The following is a 25,723-nucleotide window of genomic DNA, read 5'->3' on the forward strand; positions in this document are numbered from 1 at the left end:
CGCCGTGTGAGGGCAGGGGCACCAGGAACACACCTGCGTGCGCACGGCGCCCCGGTGCCGCCTCGCTGCCCGGTCCGGCCCGGGCCGTCTACGCCTCGCGGCGCTGTGCTTCCTCCCGTGTGGGCTGGGACGGGATTCTCGTCGTGAGCGGTGCGATGGGGCGGGTGCTGGTGCGGGGGGCTCCTTCGTAGCGGCTCGGGAAGGGGTATTTGCGGTCCAGGAACCTGCGGATGGCGGCCTGGGCAGCCGGTCTGGCCTCCGGGGGCGTGTCCACGTCGTTGAGGCAGAAGAAGTCGATGTCCTCGCCGGCCGCGAGGCGGGCCAGACGGCGGTGCATGTCCGGTGTGCCCAGCTGGATGTAGCGGAAGCGGTAGTCGGCGGGGACGGCCCGGCCCGTTGCCATCGCCCAGTGGTGGTGGAGCGTGGATGCCGGTGCGACGTCGGAGGTGGAGCGGAAACGGGAATAGGATGTCCGTTCGAGTTCCTCGATTCCCAGGCTCTCCATCTCCCGCATCACGGACAGCAGTTGGGGATGCGGGGTGTGCAGCGACTTGTGCGTGGTGTGTCTGCCGTGGAAGCGCCTGATCACCTCGCGGGCGTTCTTGCCGGCGGAGTTCGGGGCGGGTTCGAGTGGGTGCGGGGCGCCTACGCCGAGTTTCAGGGGAGACAGGGGGATGCGGGCGATGCCGTTGCCGTGGAAGAAGTGCTCGGGGTGTACCGGGCGGTTGATGAAGACGTCGTCGTTGAAGTAGAGGTAGTGCTCCGACAGGCCCGGGATGTGGTGCAGGCGGCTCTCGATCGCGTGCGAGTTGAAGACCGGGAGCGCGTCGGGCGGGAGGATCTCCCGGTGGTCGATCACCGTCAGGCCTTCCGCCTCCGGGTCCAGCCAGGACGGGATCTGGGAGTCGGTGACCAGATAGACGTGCCGGACGAACCCGGCGTACATCTCCAGCGAGCGCAGCGCGTACTTCAGTTCGTCATGGCTGGTGTAGCGGGAGGCGCCGGTCTCGCGCGGAGCGATGGCGTTGTCGGAGAGTTCCTGGTGGGCCCGGCGCTTCGCGGCCATCGCCGGGTCGTCCCCGTCCACCCAGGTGTACACGGCGTCGACGGGGAACAGCACCTCGTCGATGCCGGGCTCGGCGAACGGGGCGAACGTCGGGACGGTGCGGCGGCGAACCGCCACCGCCGCCGGTTGCCGCGCCGTCACCGGGAGCACTTCCGCCACGGGGTTGCGGCGCGGGGCGACGAGCGCCGGTCCGAAGACGTCCGGCAGCCGACTGCCGGGCACGGTGAGCCAGGCGGGATCGGTGCCGCCGGCGCTGCCCCCGGCTGAATCCGAGGGGGCGCCGAGGTCCCGGCCGTGCCGCCAGAACTCGATGTCGCACCCCGTCTCCAGGCCGCTGAGCACCTGCCCCACCGGGCCGAGGCGCACCACGCCGGTGCGGAGTACGGCGGCCCGCCGCAGCGCCCGGGGCAGCCTTCCGTCGGCCCACAGCACCGCGGTCGTCACGGCGCCGCCCGGTCCGACGGCGCCGACGTACCCGGCGGTGCCGGCGAAGCGCTGGGCGGCCTGGGCGAGGATCGCGTCGCGGTACGCCTCCTCGACGCCGACGACCTGCCGCGGCGCGCCGTGTCCGTGGTCGGAGGGGACCAGGAAGTACGGGACGTGCAGCCCTTCCAGGAGGGTGTGGACCCGTTCGAGATCGGCTTCGGCGGCGTCCGCGGCCGTGTAGGCGTCGACCGTACGGCCGTACAGCCGCGTCGGTCCGAAGGTGATCCCGCGCCCGGGGACGGCGGCGCGCAGGCGTCGTCGGGCCCGGGTCGCGCGCAGCGCCCAGAGTCTGGCCGACAGCCAGGCGCACAGGCGCGCCAGCAGGTCCCGGGCGGCGCGCAGGCCCGCGGGCGCCGTGAACGTGAAGCGGTGACGGATGTACATGCCCCCCAGCCCCCGTCAGTTCTGCTTCTCGAAGGGGCTCGCGAAAGGGAAGTAGTCCTCCAGGAACTCGTGCATCCGGAGGCCGACCCGCTCCCGCTCCTCCGGCGGCACGTCGACGTCGTTGAGGCAGAAGAAGTCGAAGCGGCGGGTGCGGCGCAGGTCGGCCAGGCGGGCCTCGGCGTCCGGACGGCTGATGTTGACGTACCGGAAGCCGAACCGGCCCGGCACACCGCGGCCGGTCATCAGCGCGTACTGGTAGAGGAGCGGGGCCGTCACCGCGATGTCCTGCGGCGAGCGGAAGCGGGACGCCGTGGTGCGGCGGATGTCCTCCGGGAAGAGGCCCTCCAGGTCCCGCAGGGTCTCGCGCTGCTGCGGCAGCGGGGTGTGCATGAAGTTGTTCGTGGTCATCCGCCCGAACTTCTCCAGCAGCAGCCGGCGGACGTTCTTGCTCGCGGAGTTGGTGGCGGTCTCCTCGGCGTGCGGCTTGCCGACCCCGATCTTGAGCGGGGACACCGGGATCTTCATCAGGCCGCTGCCGTGGAAGAAGTGCTCCGCGGTGACCCGGCGGCCGACGAACACGTCGTCGTTGAAGTAGAGGTAGTGGTCCGACAGGCCGGGGATGTGGTGCAGCCGGGTCTCGATCGCGTGCGAGTTGAACACCGGCAGGACGTCCGCCGGGAAGATGTCGCGGTGGTCGACGACCGTGATCCCCGGGGCCGTGTCGTCGAGCCAGTGCGGCTTCTGGCCGTCGGTCACGAGGTAGATGTGGCGGACGAAGTCGGCGTACATGGCGAGCGAGCGCAGTGAGTACTTCAGCTCGTCGTGGCTGGTGTAGCGGGAGGCGTTGGTCTCCTTGTCCAGGATCTCGGCGGTGCCGCGCTCCTGGTAGCGGGCGCGCTTGGCCCGCATTTCCGGCTCCTCGCCGTCCACCCAGGTGTAGACGACGTCGACGGGGAAGGTCACGTCGTTCACGGTCGGCCGGGTGAGCGCGGCGAAGCTCGGCAGCTCCCGGTCGCCGATCCGGACCACGGCCGGTGTCTGCTCGGACGCCGGAAGTACGTCCGTGATGCCGTTGTTCCGGGGTGCGACGAGGGACTCGGCGAAGACGTCCTCGGAGGCCTGCGGCTGGACCGAGGCCAGGCGCCGGGGCCCTGCGGCGGAGGCGAGGAGCTGTGCCCCGTCCTCCCAGAACTCGACGTCGCAGGCGAGTTCCGGGCCGGCGAGCAGCTGGCCCGCGGGGCCCAGGTGGTTCTCCCCGATCCGCAGGACCGGGGCCGTACGCAGCGCGGCCGGCAGGACACCGTCCATGAACAGGGCGGGGTTCCTGAGCTTTCCGCCGGGCAGCGGTCTGCCGATGAACACCGCCTTCCCCGCGTTCTGCGCCTCCAGGGCGGTGAGGAGACGCTCCCGGTCCACGGCATTCACACCGACCGTGTGGCGCGTGCGCGAGGCCGGCACCAGGAAGTAGGGGATGCCGTCCTGCTCCAGCGCGGCGAGGACCAGTCCGAGGTTGGCGGCGGCCGCCTCGGCGGCGCTGAACCGGGTCACGACCCGTCCGTAGAGCTGCTGGCCGCGCACCGCCACCGGGCGGAGCACCGGGTCCGTGACCGCCGCCATGCGGCGCCGCCGCATGGTGCGCAGCTGCCAGACCTTCTCGGCGGCCTTCCGCTCGACTCGCGGTCGCATCCGCCGGGCAAAGGAACGCACGGTCACGTTCTGAGCTCCTCTACATCAACCTCTACATACCCTTGTGTTAACGAGACGGACATCTGAGCCGGATGGTTGTAGAAAATTTCTCAGAGAATTAAGGAGTCAGTGAACGCACACACAACCACCTCACACCTGGGTGTGCTATGGGCTCACCGGCGGTACGCGGTGAGGGCTACCACCGGCAGGATCGCGAGGGCCAGGACGCCGCCGGTGAGGGCGAGGACGGGCTGGCCGGCCGCGGCGACGACGAGCCGGAGCTCAGGCCGCCCGTGGTGCCGCGTCCCCGCCGAAGGCCACCACGAACACGGCGTCCGCTGCCGTAGCGCGAGCCCGCCTCGGCAAGGACGTCCACCTCGTCCAACGCCCACCCGGCGCCCACGGGTTCACGATCATCTCGATATGGTGGACCATCGAGCGCAGCATCGGCTGGCCCATGCACCACCGACGCCTCGCCCGCGAGTACGAGACACACCCGCATCGCCCGAAGCCGTGATCCGCCTCGCCATGATCGACCTCATGGCCCGCAGGCTCACCGGCGATGCCACCCTGAACTGGCGCGGAACCTGACCCGGGACCAAACATGAAAAACCGGACCAAACGCTCAGTGGGTGATGGAGCCAGGGCGAGGGTCCGCTCGACGACCCGGCGGGTGCGGCCGAGGCTGGAGCCGTGGGCAACGCCGCGTCGGGCGATCAGGGGGCTGATGCCGCGTTTCCGTAGCAGGTGGCGGTACTTGTCGTAGTCGTAGCCCCGGTCGGCGAAGAGCCGTTTGGGTCGGTTGCGGGGACGTCCGCGCACCCCTCGCATGCGGGGTATCGCGTCCAGTAGGGGGATCAACTGTGTGATGTCGTGCCGGTTCCCGCCGGTCGGGGAGACGGCCAGAGGCGTGCCGTGGCGGTCGACGATCACATGGTGCTTGGAGCCAGGGCGGCCGCCGTCGACGGGTGAAGGGCCGACGTGCCCCGCCCTTTGACGGCCCTGATGTGGGAGCCGTCGATGGCCGCATCGTCCATGTCCTGCAGGCCGGTTGCCCGCAGCTCGGCTAGGAGTGCCTCATGAAGGCGAGGCCAGACGCCAGCCTCGGTCCGGTCCCGAAGCCGACGCCAAGCGGTTACCCCCGAGCAGCCGACGACCTGGACTGGGACGTCGCACGAGGCCACTCCCTTGCGAAGGACGTACACGATGCGCGCCAGCGCAACCCGGTCCGGCACCGGCAGCCGTCCGGGATGACGGTGACGTCGGGGCGGCCGCTCTGGCAGCAGTGGAGCTATGCGTTCCCACAGGTCGTCGGAGACAAGATCGATAGACACCAGCCGGACCCTGCCCAGAAGGACATTCAACGACCAGCCGACACGCCGATCGCATCTGAAGTGCTCATCGGCCCTCTTCCGGCGCTGACCGCCGGTCGCTGAGGCGTTCCTGGTCAGTGGCGTTACCGGCATGAGCCTCGGTGCGGTGACCGCGCGCCAGGTAGTCCCGGACGATCAACTCGACAGCATCCTGCGGGCTCCTGGTGCCGGCCAGCAGCATGACCTCGATGGCCAAATCGCTGTCCAGACTGATGGTGACCTTCGCCATGACACCTCCTGAAGGGTTCCCTCGGAGCCTATCCAAGCGGCTAACAGCCGGCGATGGGTAGGTTGCCGCACCCGGGAAAGAGGGACGGAGCCGGAAACCCGGCCGGTCATGAACGGCTCATTCCGTAACGAGCTCTTAGAACGCCTGGCAGTAGGCATGCACGGGCAGTTGGAAGGTGCCCCGGATGAAGAGCCGGCGCGAACCGTGGTGATCACGTAGTTTCTACGCTCAGTGATCGACCTGGCCGCCGCGATCGTCGCGCTCCACATGCTCAGCCCCGGGCAATCCCGCTCTTCGGCTGGGACGGCTTGCCCCACCATCAAGCGCCGAGGTTTCACAAAATGCCGGGGCCGGTGCCATGCCTGCATGGGTGGGGTGTTGAGGCAAGAGAAGGGAAGATCATCCGGCAGCGTTCCCGTACGGGGGCTTCACCCCGCACAACCGGGCAATCTCCTGGGTTGTCTCGGTGAACGGCTTGGCGCGAACCGCCTGTTGGACCACCTCGCCCAGAAGGTAGGAGAAGAGCGCCTCGGCGCGGTCCTCGGCGTCGAGGCGGCCGAGCAGTTCGGCGAAGACGGCGACCACCTCGCCGTGCATCCGCTCCACCGCCTCTTCCCGCCCCTTGCGGACGGCGTCCAGCCAGTAGTCGAACCACAGCAGGGCTATCCCTTGCCGCTCGCGGAAGGTGCGAAGATACGCCTCCACCGCACCCCAAAAGCCGTCACCACCCTCTGCGACCTGCCGCAGCCCCCGTACGAAGGCACGGATGTGCTCGGCCATGGCCAGCTCCACCAGCTCGTCCATGTCCGCGAAGTAGTAGTGCACCGCGCTCTTGGTCAGCGGCCCGGCCTCGGCCACGGCCCGCACCGTGCACCCGGCCAGCCCGTCCCGGGCCAGCACCGCCCGCGCGGCCTCGATGATCTGCTGTTGCTTCGCCGCCTGATTCGGCGTCGCCGATGATCCCACCATCGCCCCAGGTTAGCCCCCTCTTTCGACAACTCACTGCGCGACTGGGACAGGTGACCTAAGATTTGGGACAAGTGTCCTAACAATGTCATCGCGGAGGACCTGATGCCTGCCCCCTTTGTCTTCTTCGACCTTCGGAGCACCGACGTCCCCACCACCCGCACCTTCTACGAGCAGCTCTTCGGCTGGAAGGTCACCGACACGCTCATCACCGACCAGGACGGGACCCCGTGGGGCGGCGTCACCGCCCTCCCGCCGGGCGACGACCGCATCCCCCAGTGGATCCCCTACGTGCCCGTCATAGACCTCGACGCAGCCACCCAGCAGGCGACCGAGCTCGGGGCCACCCTCCTCCGCCCGCGCACCGACCTCCCCCAGGGTTCGCTCACGGTCATCAGCGACCCCTCCGGCGCCACTCTGGCGCTGTGGCAGTCTGCTTGATCACCCCTCACTCTGCGGCGACGGCGGTGGCGGGCGCTACCGGCGCCGAACCTTCCGCAACAGGCTTCGCGGCGCCCGGCCGTAGGCATGCATGGGCGGTTGGAAGGCACCTCGGATGAAGAGCAGGCACGAGCCGTGGGGATCGTGGAGTTCTCTACGCTCAATGATCACCGGAGGGCTTGCCTGTCCTGCCATCATGTCTGCTCGAACCCCTGTGGGACCAGTTCACGGCGCTTCTGCCCGAGCACGTGGACACCCATCCTCTGGGCTGCCACAACCCGCGCATTGCTGATCGTGTGGTGTTCGAGCACGTGATCGACGCCTTGGTGCACGGCTCCGGCTACGAGCGTGTCGCGAGTCCGGGGTGTTCGGATCGCACGATCCGACGCCGGGTCATGTACTGGTCTCAGCTGGGGATAGCCGAGCGGCTGCATGCCCTGGCGCTTGAGGCGTACGACCAGATGATCGGCCTTGAGCTGGGTGAGTTGTCCGTGGACGGCTGTATCACCAAGGCCCCCTGCGGCGGCGATGCCGCCGGCCGCTCCCCGGTGGATCGAGGCAAGCAGGGGTTGAAGCGCTCGGTGGCCACCGAGGCCCGCGGTATCCCTGTGGCCATCGTTTCAGCCGGCGCCAACCGGCACGACTCGCCACTGCTCGTGCCCACTCTGAAGGACGCGAAGGAGCAGGTCGGACCGCTGCCCGAGCAGGTCAACGTCAACCTCGACCGGGGCTACGACAGAGTAATTGTCAAATGTTGTGGACCTGGGCGAAGCTGTGCCAGCCTCGCCCGCGGTGCTCTCCGGGGGTTCCCAAGGTGTCACTCGGAGGGTGTCGAGGAGACCCGGTTGAAGAACCGTCCGGCCATGTCGGCCCCGATGATGGCGCCGTCGGCATCGCGGGTGAGGAAACCGCGCTGGCCGATCAGGCCGCCGCCGGTGACGATGTACTCGTCGCCGCTCCCGGGCAGCAGGCCGAGGCTGGCCGGCGGCAGGTCCGCCGGCAGTTCCCTGTCGGCCGCCGCGCGGATCTCCGGCTTGATCCGGCATTCAACCGTCATCGTGTTGCCGTCGGTGTCGATGATCAGCGTCATGAATTCATTCTCGTAGTGCCCGGTGATCTCCTGGGCGCGCTGCGGGTCGTACGGGAGCGGGTCGGGGTCGCGCTCGACGACGCCAAGGTAGTGTTCGAGCGCCCAGCGGAGCACGGCCTGGTTGAATTCCAGGCCGTTGTCGGGCCCGGCGTTGGACGCCGCCACGACGGCGAAGTCCCGCTCCGGGACCAGCAGCAGGTTGGCGAACTGTCCGTTGGTCGATCCGCCGTGCCCGACGGTGCGCACTCCGTCCACGTCGCGCAGGAACCAGCCGAGGCCGATGGCGTCGCCGAGCGTGGAGCCGTGCAGCTCCACCGTCGGCTCCTGCATGCGCCTCGCCAGGTCACCGCCGCCGAGGTGGAACCGGGCCCAGCGCAACTGGTCGGAGACCGAGGACACCAGGCCGCCGCCCGGGTTGTTGCCGCGCGTGTCCTTCCAAGTCCGGGCGACCTTGAGCGCCCCTTCGCTGAGGTTGTGGCCCACGGCGAACCGGCGGGTGATGGCCTGTCCGGCGGTGAAGACGCTGTCGGTCATGCCGGCCTGTTCCAGGACGAGTGAGGCGACAGCGGCCTCGTAGGTCTCGCCGGTGACGTTCTCGACGACCCGGCCGAGCAGGTTGTAGCCGAGTTGGCTGTAGGAGGCGCGGCCGCCGACTGGGCCGATCAGCGCCACCTCGGCCATGTTGGTCACCTCGCGGGCCAGCGCGTCGTCTCCGTCTCCGCTGTCGAAGACCATCCGGGTGTCCAGCCCGGCGGTGTGGTTGAGCAGGTTCAGGATGGTGATTTGCGCGGCCGCGTCCTCATCGGGGAGCCGGAGTTCGGGAACGTAGCGGCGCACTGGCGCCTCCAGCTCGACCCGGCCCTGCTCGACCAGGCGCATGATCGCGGTCGCCGTGTAGGTCTTGGTGACCGAGCCCAGCACGAAGAGTGTGTCCCGGTCGACGGGCAGCGGGTTGTCGATGTTCGTCACGCCGTGGCAGACGGTCAGCTCCCGTCCGTCCACCCGGACTCCCACCGCGGCACCCGGGATGCCGAGCTCCTTGGCCTTCTCCTCGACGAACTTCGCCAGCGCATCGTGTGACATCTCGATTCCCCCTCGATCGGTGTGGTTCTCGCACGGCGCCTCGGGCGTCGCGGCGACTTGCACTGTGTTCAAGTGGAGGCTAGCGAACGACTTGAACAGTGTGCAAGAAGTTTCTTGAACGGCGTGCAAGTCGAGGGCTATCGTGAATCCATGGCCCGCAACACACTGACCCGCGAACAGATCCTCACTGCCGCCATCACCCTGCTGGACGCCGAAGGGCTGGATGGCCTGAGCATGCGGGCACTGGGCCAGCGGCTGGGCTCGGCGGCCACCGCGGTCTACTGGCACGTGGGCAGCAAGGACAACCTCATCGCCCTCGCCGGCGACCAGCTGTGGCACGAAATCGCGCTGCCCGACCCCGACGGGGTCGGCTGGCGCACGGCGGCCGCCATCATGGCCAGTGACCTGTACGCAATGCTCACCCGCCACCCGTGGCTGCTGCAGGCCTTTGGCTCCCTCCTCATGTTCGGCCCCGGCAAGGCCCGCCACGACGACCACCTCCTCGCCATCTACGAAGCCGCGGGATTCGCCGGTCCCGCAGCCGACCAGGCCGCGTCCGCCGTTTTCACCTTCGTCCTCGGCAACGCCCTCGGCCCAGCCGCGACAGCCTCACTCACCCGCAAACTGCGGCGCGAAGGCAGCGGTGACGCCGAACAGGCCATCGGCGAAGCCCAGGCCGAGGCTCGCGAGATCGCCGCACAATTCCCTCGGCTGCGCGCCCGCCTCGACACCCACAGCGTCGACTACGGCGCGGCGCCCGACAACACTTTCCAAATCGGCCTTCAGGCCATCCTCGATGGGCTGGAGGCGCTGCAACGCGGGCCTACTCGGTGACCATCACGCGATTTTCGGGCAAGGGGCGCTCGACCCACGGGTTCAAAGGCGAGGCCGAGGCGGAGGGCGGTGGCCCTGTGGTCCAGGTGCCACAGCACAGCGGACTGGGCCATGGGCTGATCTGGATCGGTGAGGACCTTCTTGACCAGAGCCGTCTCCTCAGCCGCCGGTGACCTGCACGAACTCGCGAAGGTGGGCAACGAAACGCAGGTGCTCGGCCGGCTCTTCCTACGGGCGTCGTAGGGTCTCATGCGGCTTCGTCCTGACGTTCGACCAGGACGCCGTTCTCTAACCTCGCTCCCGCGCGGACGAGGGCGACGAGCTGGGCCCCGGTGATCGCGCGCCAGCGGGCCTGGGCGGACTCGACGAGCTTGAACACCATGGCGAGCGCGGCGGCCGGGCTGCCGGCGCCGCGGGTGACCTTGGTGCGGAGCTTGACGGTGGAGAAGGTCGACTCGATGGATTCGTGGTCCGCAAGTGGATCCAGTGCTCGGCCGGGAAGTCATAGAAGGCCAGCAGTTCCTCCTGGTCGTCGGCGATCTTCGCGACGGCTTTGGGGAACTTGGCGCCGTAGGTCTTCGCGAATGCATCGATCGCCTTCTCGGCGTGGGCGCGGTCCTCGGCGTTGTAGATCTCCTGCATCGCCTTCGTCGCGCCCGGCTGTGCGGACTTCGGCAGGGCGTTCGTGACATTTCGGGCTTTGTGGACCCAGCAGCGCTGATGCCGGGCGGCGGGGAACACCTCGGCCAGGGCCTTCCACAGGCCCATCGCGCCGTCGCCGACGACGAGTTCGGGGTCGCGCATGCCGCGGCGGCGGCAGTCGCGCAGCAGGTCGGCCCACGACTCGGTGGACTCGCGCAGCCCCTCGGCCAGGGCGATCAGCTCCTTGGTGCCGTCCAAGCGCACTCCGAGCAGGACCAGGACGCAGGAGTGGGCCTGGCCGAGGCGGACCTTGGGGTGCACCCCGTCGGCCCACACGTAGACGAAGTCGCTGTCCGCGCGGTCGCGCTCCTGGAAGGCGGCGTGGTCGTCGCTCTACTGCTTGGTCAGCCGGGTCACGGTGGCCGGCGACAGCCCGGCCGAGGAGCCGAGGAACTGCTCGAGTGCGGGCACGAAGTCGCCGCTGGACAGCCCGTGCAGGTAGAGAAGCGGCAGCACCTCGCTGACCTTGGGCGACTTGCGGCACCACGGCGCCAAGATCTTCGAGGAGAACCGCATCCGCTCGCCGGTGGCCTCGTTCACGCGCCGGTCGTTGACCCGGGGCGCGGTGACCTCGATCGGCCCGGCCGCGGTGGCCACGGTGCGGGACCGGTGGCGGCCATTGCGGACCACCAGACGGCGGCCACGCTCGTCGGTCTCCGCGGCCAACTCGGATATGCACTGGTTGACTTCGGCCTTCAGGGCGGCGGCGAGCATCCGCCGGGCGCCTTCGCGGACGATCTCGTCGATCAGGGAGCCGGTCTCGGTCGAGCCGTCGGCGGTCACTACGCTGAGCATGGGCGTACCTTCCCACCCCGCGCTGCGAACGCGAGCCTACTCGGTGACTGGTCGATCAATCACCCGGGAAGGTACGCCCTTCGTGCGCTCCCGGGGCGCCGATCCACAAGTCCTGAGCATTGCTCGCTACGACAGCGACAAGCCCCGCACGTCGCTGTCGGAGCGCGGCTTCTCCGGCGAGATCGCCCGCAAGGGCGTGCCCGCTCCAGTCCAGGCCGGAAAGCGGTGGGTGGTCGAACACAGTCATGCGTGGCTGAACGGCTTCGGCAAGCTGCGGCGCCGCACCGAAAAGCGCTGCCAGGCGGTCAATTTTTACCTCTACCTGGCCGCCACGATCGTCACGCTCCGCATGCTGATCCGCCGCCCCACCCCGCTCTATCGCTGAGACGGTCGCCCGACCGCCAAGAGGCTCAAGTGAGGCCTACTGCCGGCCCCTCTTACGGGGGTAGCCGGTGGGGTTGTCCTGGTCGGGGTAGGTGCGGTGGTGGGGGCGTACGAACCACACCTGCGTGCCCGCCGTGGGCAGCGGCTGCGTCGGGCTGTTGCCTGGTGGCGTCTGCGTCCGTTGGACCAGTTCAGCAATCTGGCGGCCGAGGTGGCGGGTGGACTGAACGCGACCGGGAGTAGTTGGCGGATCTCCGGGACGGTCAGCGTGAGCGGATCGCTGCTGCGGGCGGGGACGGACTGACTCCGCAGGGCGCGGAGGTCTGTCCGGAGTGTGAGGCACCGTCGCGGCGGGTGCACGGATTTCGCTTGCGGACGGTGGCCGACGCGCCGGTCGACGGGCGGCGGTTGGTGCTGGTCCGTGTGTGGGTGCGGTGCTTGCCGTGTCCCACGCGCGGCTGCCGGCCCGCCTTCCGCGAGCAGAGGCCTGGAGTGCTGGAGCGTTACCACCGATGCACGGCCCGTCCGGCCAGGCAAGTCAAGTCTGCGGTCCCGGAGTTGGCGGGCCGAGCGGGAGCATGCTTGCCGACACCGTCGAGATCCGGGGCACCCAGTTCCTGATCAACGGCGAGCCCTTCTACTTCACCGGCTTCGGCAAGCACGAGGACAGCCCCGTACGGGGCAAGGCCGGTACGTCGCGACCGGCGACCTGGCCACGGCCGAGGCGTACATGGCGGGCGGCCTGCGGGGCTGGGCCGAGAAGTACGGCAAGCCGCTCCTGATGAGCGAGTACGGAGCCGACGCGATGCCCGGACTGCACTCGGTGTGGGACATGCCGTGGACGGAGGAGTACCAGACCGGGTACCTCGCGGCCGACCACCGGGCGTTCGACCGGCCGGAGGCGGTGATCGGCGAACACGTCTGGAATTTCGCCTACTTCGCGACCTCCGACGGCACCCATCGTGTCGACGGCAACCGCAAGGGCGTCTTCACCAGGGACCGGCGTCCCCAATCCGCCGCGACGCGCTGCGGGCCCGCTGGAGCGGCCTGCAGGGGCGGAGGCCAGGTGGTCAGAGCTGACACCGTGCCGTTCGGGCAGGACAGTCCCTTCCGGTTCCTCCCCGAACGGCAACGCGCGGGACGGATCCTCCGCCCGCGGGATCAGCGGCGAGTGCCTCCGCCGTCCAAGACCCTCGGCGGACGGACGTATCGGCGATGCGGTGCAGGAAGAAGGGGTCCCAGATCAGACCGGAGGCCGGATGCAGGTACAGCAGCGGAGCGCCCGCACCGTCCACCCTGACTCGGATGGTGAGCACGCCGATCCGCACCGCGACGGCCAGCTCCGTGCTCACTGGGCCCGTCGGGATCAGACCGCTCGCGCCTGGTGCCACCGTTTGTGCGAACTCGGGGTGGCCGTGCAAGCCGAGCACGAAAGGCAGGTCTGTCAGCACCGGGCCCTGACGGACACGGCTCACTGGCGTGATGTGGCGAGCCGGCCCCGGCAGTCTTCCCGGGCGGTGAATCGACAAGCCTGACGGGACTCCGTGACGGTGGTGACGCTCAGGGCTGCGATGTCCCGGCGCGCACGAGCCCGCTTTCGTAGGCGATGACGACGAGCTGGGCACGGTCGCGGACCCCGAGTTTGCTCATGGCCCGGTTGATATGGGTCTTGACGGTGACGGGAGCGACGAAGAGGCGCTCGGCGATGTGGCCGTTCGAGAGTCCGGTGGCCACCAGGGTCATCACCTCGCGCTCCCGAGGGGTGAGGGTGGCGAGCAGCTTCGGGTCGGCGAACCCGCCGGGAGAGGGTTGAGCGAGGAACCGGGTGATGAGGCCCTTGGTCGCCGCGGGGGAGAGCAGAGCCTCATCCGCGGCGACGAGGCGGATCGCGTCGAGGAGCTGGGCCGGTTCGATCCCTTTGCCGAGGAAACCGCTCGCGCCGGCCCGCAGGGCCTGGATGACCAGCTCGTCCACTTCGAAGGTGGTGAGGACGAGGACCTTGACTCCGGCCAGGTCCTCGTCCTCACCGATGAGCCGGGTGGCCTCGATGCCGTCGAGCTGCGGCATCCGGATGTCCATGACCACGACGTCCGCCCGCTCCGATCGTGTCAGTTCCACCGCCTCATGGCCGTTGGACGCCTCGGCGACGACCTCCATGTCCGGCTGGGCGTCGATGAGCAGCCGGAAGGTGCCACGCAGCAGGGCCTGGTCGTCAGCGAGGAGGACGCGAATGGTCATCGAGGGCCTTTCGAACGGTCGTCAGTCAGTCTTCGAGCTGATGCTGAGGGGAAGATCGGCGAGGACCTGGAAACCGCCTTCCGGCCGGTAACCGGTGGTGACGGTCCCGCCGATGGCGGCGGCGCGTTCCCGCATGCCGATCAGCCCGTGCCCGGTACCCGGACCCCGGGCCACGCCGGGGCGTCCGTCGTCCGTGACGGTGACCCGGAGGGTCTTGGCACCGTAGTCCAGGCCCACCACGGCCCGAGCGGCGCCGGCGTGTTTGTGCGTGTTGGTGAGGGCTTCCTGGATGATGCGGTAGGCCGTCAGCTCGGTGGTGGCGGCGACGGACCGCAGGAGTCCCGTGCGGTCCACCGTCACGGACAGACCGCTCGCGCGGAAACTGCCGACCATGCTGTCGAGGTCGGCGAGCCCCGGTAGGGGGGCCCGGGATTCGGGCGCGTCGTCGGGCTGGCGGAGCAGGCCGACGGTCGTGCGCAGCTCGTCGAGCGCGGCGCGGCTGTTGTCCTTGATGTGTGTGAGGGCCTGGTAGGCCCGGTCGGGGTCGGTGCGCATCAGATGGTGCGCCACGCCGGCCTGGGCGTTGACCAGGGTGATGTGGTGGGCGACCACGTCGTGGAGTTCGCGGGCGATGCGGATCCGTTCCTGGGTGACGCGGCGGCGGGCCTCCTCCTCGCGGGTGTGTTCGGCCCGTTCCGCACGTGCCTCGATCTGGGCGAGACGTTCGCGGCGGCTTCGGACCGCGTCGCCCAGAGCGGTGGCGGCGATGGCGAGGTCGAAGCGGAGCATGCTGTCGCCGGTCAGTGGCGACTGTGAGTTACTGATCGCGTACGTCGTGGTGATCGCGAGGGCGGCGGCCAGGCCTGTCACCCAGGCGAGGCGCCGCCCGCCCTTCTGGGTGGCCAGGGTGTAGAGGGCCACGAGGCTGGCCGCGGGATTCAGTGTGAAATCCGGAACCAGGATCATGTGGGTCAGGTCGATGGCCAGCGTGGCGACCACGACGGTCAGTGGCCAGCGGCTGCGGACGATGAGAGGGACACATGCCAGGGCTGTCCAGATCACCCTGCCCAGATGAGGGGTGTGCCAGCCGGAACCACCAGTTCCGGTGGCGCTCGCCGCCGTGGCGACCAGCACGATCAGTACGGCTGGAACCGCGTCCCTGATCCGGTCGTGGTGGGCCAACCACTGGCGAAACACGGCTGTCACCTGCATTCCTTCACTATGCAGCACGGGCAGGGCGGGGTGGTGCGCCCCCGCCTGGCCCGTGCTCCGCCTTATGCCGGCGAGGGGATCAGACCGTTTCCGGCGCGTACGCTTCGTGCGGCTGCGGTGCCCGCTCCTCGGAGGGGCCTTCGACCGAGACATGGGGAAGGGCCCGGTCCAGCCGGCGGGGGAGCCACCAGTTGATGGACCCGCACAGGTGCATCAGCGCGGGTACGACGACCATGCGGATCAGCAGGGCGTCGAGTGCGACGGCGACGGCGAGGCTCACACCGAACTCGGAGATCACCCGCATACCGCCGAACACGAAGGAGCCGAAGACGCAGACCATGATGGTGGCGGCGACAGCGATCACCTTGCCGGTCTCTGCCTGGCCTACCCGCACGGCGAGGCGGTTGTCCCCGGTGCGGGCCCATTCCTCGCGCATCCGGCTGACCAGGAAGACCTGGTAGTCCATGGACAGGCCGAACATGATGCCCACGACGAGGATCGGTACGAACGACTCGATCGGTCCGGCCGAACCGAGCCCGAGGAGTCCTGCGCCGAAGCCGAACTGGAAGACGACCACGATCGCTCCGAAGGCCACGCCGATGCTCAGGATGTTCAGCAGGGCGCCGACGGCCGGCACCAGCAGGCTGCGGAAGGCGACGGTCAGCAGCAGGAAGCCCAGTACTGCGATCACCAGCACGAACAGCGGCAGTTTGCCCAGCAGGACCGAGGCGAAGTCGTCGTTGCTCGCTGTGGTGCCGCCCACGTAGACCTTCATCGACGTGCCTTGCTCGGCTTTCGGGATCACGTCCGAGCGCAGGTGGTCGATCAGGTCGGATGTCTTCGCCGACTGCGGTGATGTCTTCGGCACCACGGAGATCACGCCGACGGTCTGACCGTCCTGGATCGGGGTGGCACTCACGCCGGCGACGCCGTCGACCTGCTCGATGGCGGTCGCCAGTTCGGCCTCGGCCGCCTTGTCGGCGGCGGTGGGCGCTTCCACGGCGAGGACGAGCGGCCCGTTGAAACCGGACCCGAACCCTTCCGCGATCATGTCGTACGCCTGACGGTTCGTCGAGGAAGCGGGCAGGTTGCCGTCGTCGGCCGCGCCCAGCCGCAGGGAGAGCGTCGGCAGCGCGAGTGCCGTCAGCACCACGAGCGCGACCAGACCGAGCGTCTTCGGGCGCGACTGGACCCGCTCGGCCCAGCGACCCCAGACACCCATCCCGGGCCGGTCCGGCACGCGCCTCGCCTGGCCGGCCAGTGTGCGGCGCTCGCCACGGCTGAGGACCCGTGGTCCGATCAGACCGAGGAGTGCCGGCAGCAGGGTGATGGCCGCCAGCACGGTCAGAACCACGGTGATGGCCGCGCCGACGGCCATGCCGTTGATGATGCCGACGTTCAGGGTGAGCATCCCGAGCAACGCGACGACGACGGTCAGGCCGGCGAACACCACCGCCCGCCCCGAGGTGTTGAGGGCCTTGGCCGTCGACTCGGCGACCTTCATGCCTGCCAGCAGGTTGGCGCGGTGCCGGTTGACGATGAACAGGGCGTAGTCGATGCCCACGCCCAGACCGATCAGCGAGCCCAGGGTCAGCGTGGTGTCGGAGAGCGTGATGACGTGGCTGAGCAGCATCACCGCGATTGCGGAGGTGCCGACGCCGGCGATGGCCGTGATGATGGGCAGCGCCGCTACCCATACCGCCCGGAAGACGAACAGCAGGACGACGAAGGCGAGGGCAATGCCCATGGCGTCGGCGGCCGCGTTGGGCTTCGGGTTGACCGTGAACGCCTGCCCGTTCAGCGCTATGTGCAGCGTCGGCGACTCGGGTCCGGTGGCCAGTTGCTCCACGTGCTCGACCTGTGTGTCGCTGACCTCCTGGTCGAAGGTGACGGTTGCATAGGCGGTCGTTCCGTCACGGCTGATCTGTCGTGCACCGGCGGCCGTGTAGGGGTCGGTCACGGCTGCGACGCCTGGAGCGGACTGGATCCGCTTCACGGCGTCGGTCATCTTGGCTGCGGTGGCGGCATCGGTGACCTTGCCGCCCTTCACCTGCCAGACGATCCGGCCGCTCTTGCCCGCCGCGCTGTTGGCGGCCTTCTGCAGCAGGGCGGTCGCCTTGGCCGAGTCGGTGTTCTGCGAGGTCGGGCTGTTGCCGAAGTTGGCGCCGGCAGCGCCGGCCGCAGCGCCGAGGGCGAGCAACAGCCCTGTCCACGCCAGGACGACGACGAGCCGGTGCCGGTGGCACCAGCTGGCAAGAGAGGACATCGACGGGCCTTTCAAAGGGCACATGGTGATGGTGAGCCGGCGGTCCCGGCCTTCTTTCCACCCTCACAGCCGCCGGGGTCCGTGTCGTTGGCCGTCCGCAGACACTGGTGTCTACTGCGCCCGCAGTAGACACCAGGCGACTGCCTGCCGCGGGCCATGACGAAGCACCGTGGGACGCCTTGGCGAGGATCACCAAGGCGTCCCACGGTGCGGCCCCCTTGATGCGGCGGTTCGACGTGGCCGAGCTCACCTCAGTCTCATGAGCCGGCTCGCGCAGGAGCCCCTGGTGAACGAGTGGAGCCGGTCGGCGGACAGCACGCCTGACTGCGGGCGGGGCACCAGCGTGTCCATGCAGTACATGGGGGGCGCAGAGTGGCTGCCGCCCAGCGAATGTCGAACGCGTGAGGGGCTGGGGGCTGCTGGAGACGGATTGCGCGGTCAGGCGAGCCCGATTTGCCGCATGAGGGTCAGCTGGTCGTAGATGATGAATTCCTCGTCCATCACGCCATGCTTGTTCCAGATGCCGACGGTCACCATGTTGAGGGAGTATTTCTTGCCCGTGGGCGGGATGAAGCCGCCATTGCCGTCGGGCATGGGTCTGGTGAACGTGCCGGTGGTGACTCCCGTGACGGCGGTGAAGTTGTCCTTGGCCACGCGGACGGGGTGCAGCTTGGTAGCGGCGTCGGGGGCGAAGACGAAGTTGAACTTCATGTCCTCGATGTGCCTGGCCAGGCCGTCGGTGTAGTGACCGTCGGGCCAGTGCGCACGGACGTTCTCCGCGTGGCTTTCGCGGACCCGGTCCCACTGCTGGCCGGAGTAGACGACGAAGTCCAGCTCGTCGAAGGTCTCCAGATTGCGCCGCTCCTGGTGGGTCAGGTGCTTGGGGTAGCCCAGGGACCCGCCGGTCTCGGCCGGGTCGCCCAGCAGTGCGGGCATGACCGACGCGAACGCTGACGCGCCCCCGCCTTCCACCGCGGTGATGGCGAGCGCGCCCACGGCGGCAGCGCCCCCGCCCCGGAGCACAGCACGACGATTGATCATCTCGTTCTCCTTGAATACCGAAACCTCGAACCCGCCGCCGTTCGCGCAGCACAAATGGCGTCAAATCGCTCCATATCGGGGAGGAGGTTCGAACTTGAACTACACGGGACGCTAGCAGGAAGTTCCAACTCGAACAAGAGTGGTAGTTTTGATTCGTGGAAGATTCCAAGTGGCTCAACCAGCGTGAGCAGCAGGCGTGGCTCACGTTCATCACCGCCAGCGCGCTGCTCAGCCGGGTACTCGATCAGCAGTTGCGCACCGATGCGGGGCTCTCCCACGTGCAGTACGGCATCTTGTCCCACCTCGCCGGCGCACCCGACGGGTCGATGCGGATGCTGGCGCTCGCCGAAACACTGGCGGTCACCAAGAGCGGCCTGACCTACCAGATCGCGCAGTTGGAGAAGGAGGGTCTGGTCAGTCGCAGGGCCTGTGCCACCGATGACCGCGGAGTGATCGCCACCATCACTCCGCTCGGCATGGAGTTGGTGGACCGGGCGGCGCCCGGCCATGTCAGCCTGGTCCGCGAGCTGGTGATCGAGGCCCTCACCGATGAGCAGCTGGACGTCCTGGCGGAAGGCTTCGCCGGCATCCAACGCCGGATCATCGAGCGCAAGATATAGCGTGCGCCCGCCGGCTGCCCAGAAACAGCCGCGAGCTGTGCCGGCACCCTGCGTACGGCAGGGCGGAGGTGGACGCGACTTCGCGTGAGGTCGGGCAGCAGCAGGCCGTCTTTCACGTCGTGGTTCCGGTGGCCCGAGGCGGTAGCCGGGCGGTCGACCTCTTCGTCCGCACACCCGGCGAGTGCAGGTGGCGGCGGACTGCCCAGGCTGGGCGGAGAGGCGGTGCTCGGCGCGGCCGGCCCGGACATCGTCGTCTGGCTCGAACGGCCATGGCCGATTCGACGCGCCGCCCCGAGCTCACCGCTCGCGCGCACACGTCGACTTGGCCGCACCGCATGCAAGCAATCACGGAGTTGCTCGGCGACCATGCCGCGAAGGGGACGGTCGACGACCTCGAGATCGCCGCCGAGCAGTCCCCCGCGATCATCGGAGCGCTGCCCGTCCGCCTCGGCATTCGGCGTCATCCGCGTGATCCCGGTGCACAGGAGCGCCCCACCAGGGACGCCGAGCCGCTTCCCTGCAGGGGGTGTGGGTGCCGGAGAGACTGAGCCCGCCGGTGATTATTGAAATGTTTCAACTCGGGCGGCATCGCCCGGCGTGCCCGACAGTGGCCGCTGGCGGAGCGCCGAGGCGAGGGCGTGGTCCTGCCGTCGATGCTCGCAGGCATGACTGCTTGGCCCGCCATGTTCTGCGCGAACTCGTTCACGGGAAAGACGTCCAGTTGGTAGACATTCAACGGATGTGGCTTTAAGTTCTCCCGCAGCCCGGAGTGAAACGATGCAATCTGGCCGTCCGGCCTCCCCGGCCGTAGTCCTTCGCAGCTGCCCAGAAGCAGTCGAAGGTGAACGATGCCTGACGAAGGCTCCGAGTTCGCCGCGCCGCGGTCCCGGTTCCGGACCAGCGACGGCCCCTGCGAACCCGGCAACCTGATGTGCGGCCCTGTCGGTGCCGGATGAGGCGCCGGCGGCGGCCGTTCAGAGCCAGCCGCGGCGGGCCGCCTGCCAGGCGAGCTGCATACGGGTCGTGGCCCCGGCGAGGGTCATCATCTTCTGGATGTGGCGCTGGATGGTGCGCCGGCTGAGCCCCATCTGACTGGCGATGGCCTTGTCCGCGATGCCCGCCACCAGCAGGGAGAGGATGCCGCGGTCGGTGCCGGAGAGCGGTTCGGCCGCCTGCACGGCGGCAATGTCGGGGATGGTGCCCGCGGTGCTGAGGTCGAGGGGGACCGCGGTCTCCCAGTAGCGCTCGAAGAGCGAAGTGAGCGCCTCCAGGAGACTGCTCTCGCGGACCAGGGCCGCGGTGGGTTCACCGGGGGAGCCCTGGGGGCCGCCGGGCACCAGGGGGCAGATGGCGATGGACCGGTCGGCGACGGCCAGCCGCAGCGGCAGGTGGGGCACGCTGCGGGCGATCTCCCCGGCCTGCACCCCCTCGATCACGTTGTCCACGGCGTGATCGTCGTCGAAGAACGCCTGCTCGTACAGGACGCGGTAGCGCACCCCGCGGGCGAGGGCGTCGTACTCCGCGCGGTTGCTGCCCGACGGCATCGCGACGTACTGGGCCTTGCAGAACCAGAGCATCTCGTGCCTGGCGTTGTCCTGCATCTGCCGCAAGTGCTGCCGCAGCGACTCGGCGCCCGTGATCACCTCGATCAGCTGGCCGGCGTCCTGGCGGCGCCGGGCGCCGCGGTACAGGTCCAGCAGATCGGTGACCGTGCTGCGGGCCTTGTCGAGTTCGTCGGTTCGCCGTTGCAGCCGGGGCAGCAGCGCCACGTCCGGGGGCACGGCGGAGTACTGGGGCGGCACGTGGTCGGTGGGGCTGGCGAGTCCCTTGCCGGTGAGGGCCGTCAGCACCGCCTCCAGAGTGTCCTGCGGCAGTTCGCTCTGCTCCGCCAGCTGGCGTGCCGAGGCCGTGACCGCTCCGACCAGCAGGCGGTACACGGTCTCTTCGACGGTCGTCAGCCCTGCCGCCTCCAGCATTGCCGATCCCTCTCTGCCCCTCGCAGGGCTGCGGCCGCCGGTGCCATGCGCACCGGCGGCCGCAGCTTCCCGTTCTGCTGCCTCACCAGGTCACTGCCGCGCGGCGGAGCCCCGGTGGAGGAAGGCGCGGTCGATCGTCTGCCGGACGCTGTGCCCGGCGTCGTCCGCCGCTGTGACCCGCAGTGTGACACAGGAGTTGCCGCGTACCCGAGACGGCCGTTCGACGGTCGCGGTGAAATGTCCGACCTTCCCACGGGATGCGGAGGTCTGTGCCGTCACCCAGGTCTTGCCGTCGTCGTAGGACGTCTCCACCTTGAGCTTCGTGCCGTGCGGGACGGGCAGGCCGTCGGGCATGCGGACGCCGAACCCCAGCGTGTACGTGCGCTGCGGGCCCACGGCGTTCTCAGCGTCCACGGGAACCGAGTAGTCCACCTGGAGGAGGGGAAGCAGCGTGGGGCTCCCGGTGGTGTCCGAACCGAAGGACCACGAGGTCTCGGTGTGGGTGCCGAAGCGCCAGTCGTCCGAGTCGCGTCCCGTCGTCAGGTCCAGCCGGTAGCCGGCCCGACCCGCCGGAACCTCGAAGGCGCCCCACGCGCCGGTGTCGGAATGCGCGACCCGCTGTCCGTCGCGGTACAGGTCGGCGACCGCCGTGTCGCCCGTACCGGACGCACGGGTGCCGATGCCGCCGAGACTGTCGCTCTCCGCGAAGGACCAGTGGCCGGCGGCGTCGGTGAAGTCCGGGACGTACAGGGAGAGGGTGTTGCCGTACCTGGTGGAGGCGGGCCAGCCGGCCACGCCGTGCGGCACGGACGGGCGGACCGGGGCGGTGAACCATCGCTCCGTGGCCTGCTGTCCGGCCCGGTAGGTGTGGGTCGCGTCCCGCATGCCGGCCTGGAGCGGGAAGTCCTGGTCCAGGACGGTGTCGTGGTGGACGACGTGGTTCCAGAGGGTGTCGCCGGCCGTCACGTACTCCACGCGCTCCCGGCCCGCGGGCACGTTGCGCGTGTACTGGTTCCATGCGGTGTCCTGGTAGGGCCGCCAGGCGAAGCGCTGCTCACTGGCCCAGTGGGAGGCGCCGGTGCGGGCGTAGGTGGCGTGGACGACCGCACTCTCGTGTCCGGAGACGGTGTGCACCAGGTGCTGCGGGACGCGCTGACGGGACACCTGCATGACGTCATAGAGGTAGGGGCTGCGCACCGTGCCGGTGAACCGGACCTGGGTAGCGGTCCGTTCGCTCCGCTTCAGGATCGCGGTGCCGTCCGCGTTGCCCGCGCGCATGACGGGCAGGGCGAGGCGTGTTCCGTCCGGGCTCCAGCGGGTCCACGGGTAGAAGCCCTCCGGCACGACGAGCATCAGAGCCTTGGCGCCGGCGTCGGCGGCGGCCCGTGCGAGGGCGGTGTCGTCACCGAAGTCGTAGCGGATCACGGCCAGTCTGCCGCGTACATGGGCGGCCTTGAGGTCGGCGGCGGTGCCCGTCCCAGCGTCCACGGCGGTCAGTCGGACGCCCTTGTCGTCGAACACCGGAGACGTCGGCAGGTAGTAAGGGGTGAAGGACCGCGAACTCCCCTGGGGCCTGGCGGTCAGTTGAGGGGCCGTCAGCTGCCAGCGGGAGGCGAACTCGAAGGTGCCGTCCGTGACCTGCGCGGTGGGGCTGACGTAGATCCGCTTGGCGATGTCGAAGTACATGACGCCCTGGATCAGGCCGTTCCCGTCGATCTTACGGAACGTCTGATAACTGAGGACGCCGTGCTGTTCGGACGGACGCGGGGTACGGATCTTCACTTCCGTCACCTTCGAGGCGTCGAGGGTGACGGTCGAGTCCTTGGTGACCCGCACCTGAGGGTTGATCACCTCGCGAAGTTCCTGGCCGTCGGCCGCGTTGTCCAGGGTGCCGAAGCTGACCTGGTAGGTGCCCTCTTCGACGTCGGCGACCGCCGGGTCCAGGCTGGAGTACTGGGCGAAGCCGTCGGCTCCCCAGATCGTCGGGGCGGCCTGCGGTATCACCTTTCCGTCGCGGTCCTTGGCGATCACGGTGAGCCGATGCAGAGGCGCGTGCACGACGAGGGACAGCGTGGTGTGGGCGAGCGCGGTGCCGTCCGGTCCGGTCGCGGTGGCGTAGCCGTAGTAGGTGCCGCGCGCGGCATGCGCGCCGTCCGCGCGGACCGGGACGTCCGCCGAGGCCCCGGGGGCGAGACGGACGGTGCCGGAGTCCAGGGTGATCACGCCGTCGGCCAGGGCGACACCGTTGTCGCGGGTGAGTGAGGCCGACAGCTTGAGGTCGAGCGGGTGGTCGCTCTCGTTGGTGTAGTGCAGGGTCGCTACCTGCCGCGGTCCGCCCGCGTCGGCGGTCTGGAGCGCGGGCAGGGTGACGGAGCCGGTGGCCGTCAGGGCCCCCATGGCCGCGCCGATGTCGATGCGCCCGCCGCCCTGTTCGGTCACCTTGGTGCCGGAGACGAGGTGGGCGGTGCTGATGAGCGCGTCCTTGAGCTGCGGCCCGCTCCACTCGGGGTGCCGCTGAGCGAGGAGGGCGGCGGCCCCGGCGACGTGCGGTGTGGCCATCGACGTACCGGACGCGGCTGTGTAGTAGGTGTCCACCGGGGTGCCCATGGCCGTCCCCGAGGCGCGGGCCGCGACGATCCCCACGCCGGGCGCGGTCACGTCGGGCTTCGCGGCCTTGTCGCCCGGACGCGGGCCGCGGCTGGAGAAGGGCGCCAGAGAATCGTCCCGGTCCACGGCGCCGACGGTGAGCGCGGCGTCGGCCGCACCGGGCGCGCCGATGGTCGAAGCGCCCTCTTCCCCGGCGTTGCCCGCGGCGACGACGAACAGCGTCTGCCCGGAGGCGGACAGGGTGTCGACGGCCTGGCTCATGGGATCGGTGCCGTCCGAGGGCGCGTCCGAACCCAGGCTCATGTTGACGACCTTGGCGTGCTCTGCGGCCGCCCACTCCATGCCGTCGATGACCTGCGACTCGGAGCCGTACCCGTCGTCGCCCAGCACCTTGCCGATCAACAGGTCCGCCCGCGGCGCGACCCCGCGACGGGTACCGGAGGACGCCGCTCCACTGCCGCCGACGATCGACGCGACGTGCGTGCCGTGCCCGAAGTGGTCGGTCACGCTGCCGCTGTCCGAGAAGTCCCTGGACTCGGCGATCCGGCCCGCCAGGTCCGGGTGGTCGGCGTCCACACCGGTGTCCAGGACGGCCACCTTGACACCCTGCCCCTCGAAACCGGCCTTCCAGGCGGCGGGCGCGCCGATCTGCGCCGTGCTGCGGTCCAGCGCCGGTGCCACTCTGCCGTCGAGCCACACCCGGGGGGTCTGCGCGATCCGGGCGGTGCCCGCGGGGCGCAGAGTCTTCCAGAACGCGCCGAGGTCGTCGTCGTCCACCCGGAGGGACGTTGCGTCGATGCTCTGCAGCCGGCGCTGGGGCACGGACGCCGTGTTGAACGCGGAGAGCCGGTCCGCGGTCGTCGCCAAGGCCTTGCGGCTCGCCGCCGTCCCGGCCACCGCACCGCCCGGCTCGGGGGAGATGATCAGCGGGAGCGCCGAGGTGCCGGCCTCGTCGTAGCCCTGGGCGATGAGGGCGGTGACGTCGAAGAGACGCCGGTCCAGGGTTCCGGCGGCCACCAACTCCGCTGCGTCGGAGGGGAGTACGGTCATCGTGCCGTCGTCCTGCTCGTACGTGCGGAACACGATGTCCCGGCGGCCCGGACCGGGCACCACCGAGGCGGTGCGCCGGCCGTCGCTGCCGGGTGTCACCGTCACCCGGTCACCGGTCACCAGCCGTACGGTGGACGGCGACCTGCCGGCGCCCTTCGTCTCGGGAGTGCCGGGGGAGGACGCCCGCGCGGAGGCGGACGACAGGCCTCCCGTCGTCAGTACCAGTGCCGTTGATATCGCCGCCGTCAGACGGATCCATGCCATCAGTCACACACCTTTCGAGCAACGCGTGATCACGCGCTGTTCGAAAGAATCTGCTGAGCGGATCGCCATGTCACGGGCCCATGATGTCGCGACTGCGACATGTCCCAACTGCGCCACCCGGCGGGGTCGGAGGTCGGTGGCCGCGGTCGCCGCTGCGAGGGGCCGGCGTCCCGCAACGCCCGCGAAGCTAGCCCCGTGGCCGGCTGGACCCGGGGGATCTCGGGGCTGGCGACGAAAGCGGTTCGCGAGGTGACGGAGTGGCTCATCGACCGCCCTGCCATGCCCGGCCGGCGTCATCGGCCGCCCTGCGGCCGCGACCTTGCGTGGTGCTTTTGGCCACTGCGTATCTGAAGTAGTTGGACCAGCCTCGCATGATCCGGTTGAGCCGTCTCAGCACGTCCCTGGGTGGCCGTTGCGACAACCTGTGTGTCTGGGCACGAATCTTGTCCTTCAAGGACCGGATGGGCCGGTCGGCGATGAACGGGTAGACGTACCACTTGTCCGTACCTCGCTTGCGTTTCCACTGGAGGCGGAACCCAAGGAAGTCGAACCCTTCACTCATGTGCACGACGCGCGTCTTGGCTTCGGAGAACCGAAGACCCAGCGGCCCGAGCACACCAGCGATTTCCTCGCGCAGGGCTTTCGCACCGTCACGGCTGCCGAACACGAGCACGACGAAATCGCCGGCGTAGCGGACGATCCGCCAGTTCGGCATTCCCCTCCGGCGACGGAAGGCGCGACTCACGGGGTTGCCCATCACCCCGCCCGGCCGCCACGGGCCGTGGGCGTGCTCATCGAGCGGGCCCAGGGCGATATTGGCCAGCAGCGGGGACAGCACGCCTCCAACGCAATGGGCAACTTCACCTTCGAAGTGACGCTGCGTTATCGGAGGTTGGAGAAGCTGCCTCGTGGGGAGAGTAGGCAGCGTCA

Annotated in this window: 19 protein-coding genes and 5 pseudogenes; 10 read left to right on the top strand and 14 right to left on the bottom strand. The window is 69.4% G+C overall.

Annotated elements, in window-relative coordinates:
* Positions 1–88: 88 nt before the first annotated feature.
* The 5 genes and pseudogenes from ACFY0P_RS44785 to ACFY0P_RS44805 all read right to left on the bottom strand — a co-directional run bounded on the left by ACFY0P_RS44785 (position 89) and on the right by ACFY0P_RS44805 (position 6,193).
* Positions 89–1,936 carry a stealth family protein gene (locus ACFY0P_RS44785; protein ID WP_388927615.1) on the bottom strand — a complete coding sequence of 616 codons (1,848 nt, stop codon included), beginning with the start codon at positions 1,934–1,936 and terminating at the stop codon, positions 89–91.
* Between the two features lie 15 nt (positions 1,937–1,951).
* A complete protein-coding gene (locus tag ACFY0P_RS44790) occupies positions 1,952–3,649 on the bottom strand; it encodes a stealth family protein (protein WP_388927618.1) in 1,698 nt (565 codons plus the stop codon).
* A gap of 618 nt (positions 3,650–4,267) precedes the next feature.
* Positions 4,268–4,956: pseudogene (locus ACFY0P_RS44795) on the bottom strand (IS5 family transposase); the annotation flags it as partial.
* A 64-nt stretch (positions 4,957–5,020) separates the two neighbouring features.
* Positions 5,021–5,224: a hypothetical protein gene (locus ACFY0P_RS44800; RefSeq protein ID WP_388927621.1), complete on the bottom strand. Its 204-nt coding sequence runs from the start codon at positions 5,222–5,224 to the stop codon at positions 5,021–5,023.
* 399 nt (positions 5,225–5,623) lie between these two features.
* Positions 5,624–6,193: a TetR/AcrR family transcriptional regulator gene (locus ACFY0P_RS44805; RefSeq protein ID WP_388927624.1), complete on the bottom strand. Its 570-nt coding sequence runs from the start codon at positions 6,191–6,193 to the stop codon at positions 5,624–5,626.
* 102 nt (positions 6,194–6,295) lie between these two features.
* On the opposite strand from ACFY0P_RS44805, the gene ACFY0P_RS44810 reads away from it, so the two are divergent.
* Positions 6,296–6,631 (top strand): VOC family protein, encoded by a 336-nt coding sequence (locus tag ACFY0P_RS44810; RefSeq protein ID WP_388927627.1) that lies wholly within the window; start codon positions 6,296–6,298, stop codon positions 6,629–6,631.
* Between the two features lie 179 nt (positions 6,632–6,810).
* Positions 6,811–7,368: pseudogene (locus ACFY0P_RS44815) on the top strand (IS5/IS1182 family transposase); the annotation flags it as partial.
* Between the two features lie 80 nt (positions 7,369–7,448).
* On the opposite strand, the gene ACFY0P_RS44820 reads toward ACFY0P_RS44815, so the two are convergent.
* Positions 7,449–8,804, bottom strand: coding sequence for a serine hydrolase domain-containing protein (locus ACFY0P_RS44820; protein WP_388927630.1), 1,356 nt, complete (start codon positions 8,802–8,804; stop codon positions 7,449–7,451).
* Positions 8,805–8,954: 150 nt separating this feature from the next.
* Between ACFY0P_RS44820 and ACFY0P_RS44825 the strand changes: the two genes are divergently transcribed.
* On the top strand, positions 8,955–9,638 hold the full coding sequence (locus ACFY0P_RS44825; protein ID WP_388927633.1) for a TetR/AcrR family transcriptional regulator: 684 nt from the start codon (positions 8,955–8,957) through the stop codon (positions 9,636–9,638).
* Between the two features lie 247 nt (positions 9,639–9,885).
* Here ACFY0P_RS44825 and ACFY0P_RS44830 read toward each other — a convergent pair.
* Positions 9,886–11,135 (bottom strand): annotated as a pseudogene (locus ACFY0P_RS44830) (IS256 family transposase).
* A gap of 127 nt (positions 11,136–11,262) precedes the next feature.
* Between ACFY0P_RS44830 and ACFY0P_RS44835 the strand changes: the two are divergent.
* The 5 genes and pseudogenes from ACFY0P_RS44835 to ACFY0P_RS44855 all read left to right on the top strand — a co-directional run.
* Positions 11,263–11,520 (top strand): annotated as a pseudogene (locus tag ACFY0P_RS44835) (IS5/IS1182 family transposase); the annotation flags it as partial.
* A 180-nt stretch (positions 11,521–11,700) separates the two neighbouring features.
* Positions 11,701–11,823: a hypothetical protein gene (locus ACFY0P_RS44840; protein WP_388927667.1), complete on the top strand. Its 123-nt coding sequence runs from the start codon at positions 11,701–11,703 to the stop codon at positions 11,821–11,823.
* A pseudogene (locus tag ACFY0P_RS44845) lies at positions 11,823–12,104 on the top strand (ISL3 family transposase); the annotation flags it as partial. The gene ACFY0P_RS44840 and the pseudogene ACFY0P_RS44845, both read left to right, overlap by 1 nt.
* Positions 12,098–12,301 (top strand): glycoside hydrolase family 2 TIM barrel-domain containing protein, encoded by a 204-nt coding sequence (locus tag ACFY0P_RS44850; RefSeq protein WP_388927636.1) that lies wholly within the window; start codon positions 12,098–12,100, stop codon positions 12,299–12,301. The pseudogene ACFY0P_RS44845 and the gene ACFY0P_RS44850, both read left to right, overlap by 7 nt.
* Entirely contained in the window at positions 12,301–12,819 is a 519-nt protein-coding gene (locus ACFY0P_RS44855; protein WP_388927662.1) for a glycoside hydrolase family 2 TIM barrel-domain containing protein, read from the top strand. The genes ACFY0P_RS44850 and ACFY0P_RS44855 overlap by 1 nt, the downstream gene beginning before the upstream one ends.
* Before the next feature lie 260 nt (positions 12,820–13,079).
* Here ACFY0P_RS44855 and ACFY0P_RS44860 read toward each other — a convergent pair whose 3' ends face one another.
* The 4 genes from ACFY0P_RS44860 to ACFY0P_RS44875 form a co-directional block, all read right to left on the bottom strand.
* Positions 13,080–13,757: a response regulator gene (locus ACFY0P_RS44860; protein WP_388927639.1), complete on the bottom strand. Its 678-nt coding sequence runs from the start codon at positions 13,755–13,757 to the stop codon at positions 13,080–13,082.
* Between the two features lie 21 nt (positions 13,758–13,778).
* Positions 13,779–14,969, bottom strand: coding sequence for a sensor histidine kinase (locus ACFY0P_RS44865; protein ID WP_388927641.1), 1,191 nt, complete (start codon positions 14,967–14,969; stop codon positions 13,779–13,781).
* Between the two features lie 79 nt (positions 14,970–15,048).
* Positions 15,049–17,235, bottom strand: coding sequence for an MMPL family transporter (locus ACFY0P_RS44870; protein WP_388927644.1), 2,187 nt, complete (start codon positions 17,233–17,235; stop codon positions 15,049–15,051).
* Between the two features lie 438 nt (positions 17,236–17,673).
* Positions 17,674–18,276 carry an ester cyclase gene (locus ACFY0P_RS44875; RefSeq protein ID WP_388927646.1) on the bottom strand — a complete coding sequence of 201 codons (603 nt, stop codon included), beginning with the start codon at positions 18,274–18,276 and terminating at the stop codon, positions 17,674–17,676.
* 155 nt (positions 18,277–18,431) lie between these two features.
* Here ACFY0P_RS44875 and ACFY0P_RS44880 point away from each other — a divergent pair, with 155 nt between their 5' ends.
* Together ACFY0P_RS44880 and ACFY0P_RS44885 are read left to right on the top strand one after the other, a co-directional pair.
* Positions 18,432–18,896 carry a MarR family winged helix-turn-helix transcriptional regulator gene (locus ACFY0P_RS44880; protein WP_388927649.1) on the top strand — a complete coding sequence of 155 codons (465 nt, stop codon included), beginning with the start codon at positions 18,432–18,434 and terminating at the stop codon, positions 18,894–18,896.
* A 128-nt stretch (positions 18,897–19,024) separates the two neighbouring features.
* Positions 19,025–19,444, top strand: coding sequence for a TetR/AcrR family transcriptional regulator C-terminal domain-containing protein (locus ACFY0P_RS44885; protein ID WP_388927665.1), 420 nt, complete (start codon positions 19,025–19,027; stop codon positions 19,442–19,444).
* Between the two features lie 426 nt (positions 19,445–19,870).
* Here the strand turns inward: ACFY0P_RS44885 and ACFY0P_RS44890 are convergent, their stop codons facing one another.
* The 3 genes from ACFY0P_RS44890 to ACFY0P_RS44900 all read right to left on the bottom strand — a co-directional run bounded on the left by ACFY0P_RS44890 (position 19,871) and on the right by ACFY0P_RS44900 (position 25,631).
* Positions 19,871–20,872: a helix-turn-helix domain-containing protein gene (locus ACFY0P_RS44890; RefSeq protein WP_388927651.1), complete on the bottom strand. Its 1,002-nt coding sequence runs from the start codon at positions 20,870–20,872 to the stop codon at positions 19,871–19,873.
* A 90-nt stretch (positions 20,873–20,962) separates the two neighbouring features.
* Positions 20,963–24,793, bottom strand: a complete 3,831-nt coding sequence (locus tag ACFY0P_RS44895; RefSeq protein ID WP_388927654.1) for a S8 family peptidase — start codon at positions 24,791–24,793, stop codon at positions 20,963–20,965.
* 262 nt (positions 24,794–25,055) lie between these two features.
* The gene (locus tag ACFY0P_RS44900) at positions 25,056–25,631 is read right to left on the bottom strand and encodes a group II intron maturase-specific domain-containing protein (protein WP_388927656.1); all 576 of its coding nucleotides are present in this window, start codon (positions 25,629–25,631) and stop codon (positions 25,056–25,058) included.
* Positions 25,632–25,723 lie beyond the last annotated feature (92 nt).

The sequence above is a fragment of the Streptomyces sp. NPDC001714 genome, assembly GCF_042892755.1.
Lineage (GTDB): Bacteria > Actinomycetota > Actinomycetes > Streptomycetales > Streptomycetaceae > Streptomyces.

Bases quoted from the DNA above. Each gene is read 5' to 3' on its own strand.
- ACFY0P_RS44850 (WP_388927636.1), top strand. From the start codon at position 12,098: ATGCTTGCCGACACCGTCGAGATCCGGGGCACCCAGTTCCTGATCAAC.
- ACFY0P_RS44805 (WP_388927624.1), bottom strand. From the start codon at position 6,193: ATGGTGGGATCATCGGCGACGCCGAATCAGGCGGCGAAGCAACAGCAG.
- ACFY0P_RS44810 (WP_388927627.1), top strand. From the start codon at position 6,296: ATGCCTGCCCCCTTTGTCTTCTTCGACCTTCGGAGCACCGACGTCCCC.
- ACFY0P_RS44855 (WP_388927662.1), top strand. From the start codon at position 12,301: ATGAGCGAGTACGGAGCCGACGCGATGCCCGGACTGCACTCGGTGTGG.
- ACFY0P_RS44785 (WP_388927615.1), bottom strand. From the start codon at position 1,936: ATGTACATCCGTCACCGCTTCACGTTCACGGCGCCCGCGGGCCTGCGC.
- ACFY0P_RS44860 (WP_388927639.1), bottom strand. From the start codon at position 13,757: ATGACCATTCGCGTCCTCCTCGCTGACGACCAGGCCCTGCTGCGTGGC.
- ACFY0P_RS44890 (WP_388927651.1), bottom strand. From the start codon at position 20,872: ATGCTGGAGGCGGCAGGGCTGACGACCGTCGAAGAGACCGTGTACCGC.
- ACFY0P_RS44800 (WP_388927621.1), bottom strand. From the start codon at position 5,224: ATGGCGAAGGTCACCATCAGTCTGGACAGCGATTTGGCCATCGAGGTC.
- ACFY0P_RS44865 (WP_388927641.1), bottom strand. From the start codon at position 14,969: ATGCAGGTGACAGCCGTGTTTCGCCAGTGGTTGGCCCACCACGACCGG.
- ACFY0P_RS44820 (WP_388927630.1), bottom strand. From the start codon at position 8,804: ATGTCACACGATGCGCTGGCGAAGTTCGTCGAGGAGAAGGCCAAGGAG.
- ACFY0P_RS44895 (WP_388927654.1), bottom strand. From the start codon at position 24,793: ATGGCATGGATCCGTCTGACGGCGGCGATATCAACGGCACTGGTACTG.
- ACFY0P_RS44875 (WP_388927646.1), bottom strand. From the start codon at position 18,276: ATGATCAATCGTCGTGCTGTGCTCCGGGGCGGGGGCGCTGCCGCCGTG.
- ACFY0P_RS44825 (WP_388927633.1), top strand. From the start codon at position 8,955: ATGGCCCGCAACACACTGACCCGCGAACAGATCCTCACTGCCGCCATC.
- ACFY0P_RS44870 (WP_388927644.1), bottom strand. From the start codon at position 17,235: ATGTCCTCTCTTGCCAGCTGGTGCCACCGGCACCGGCTCGTCGTCGTC.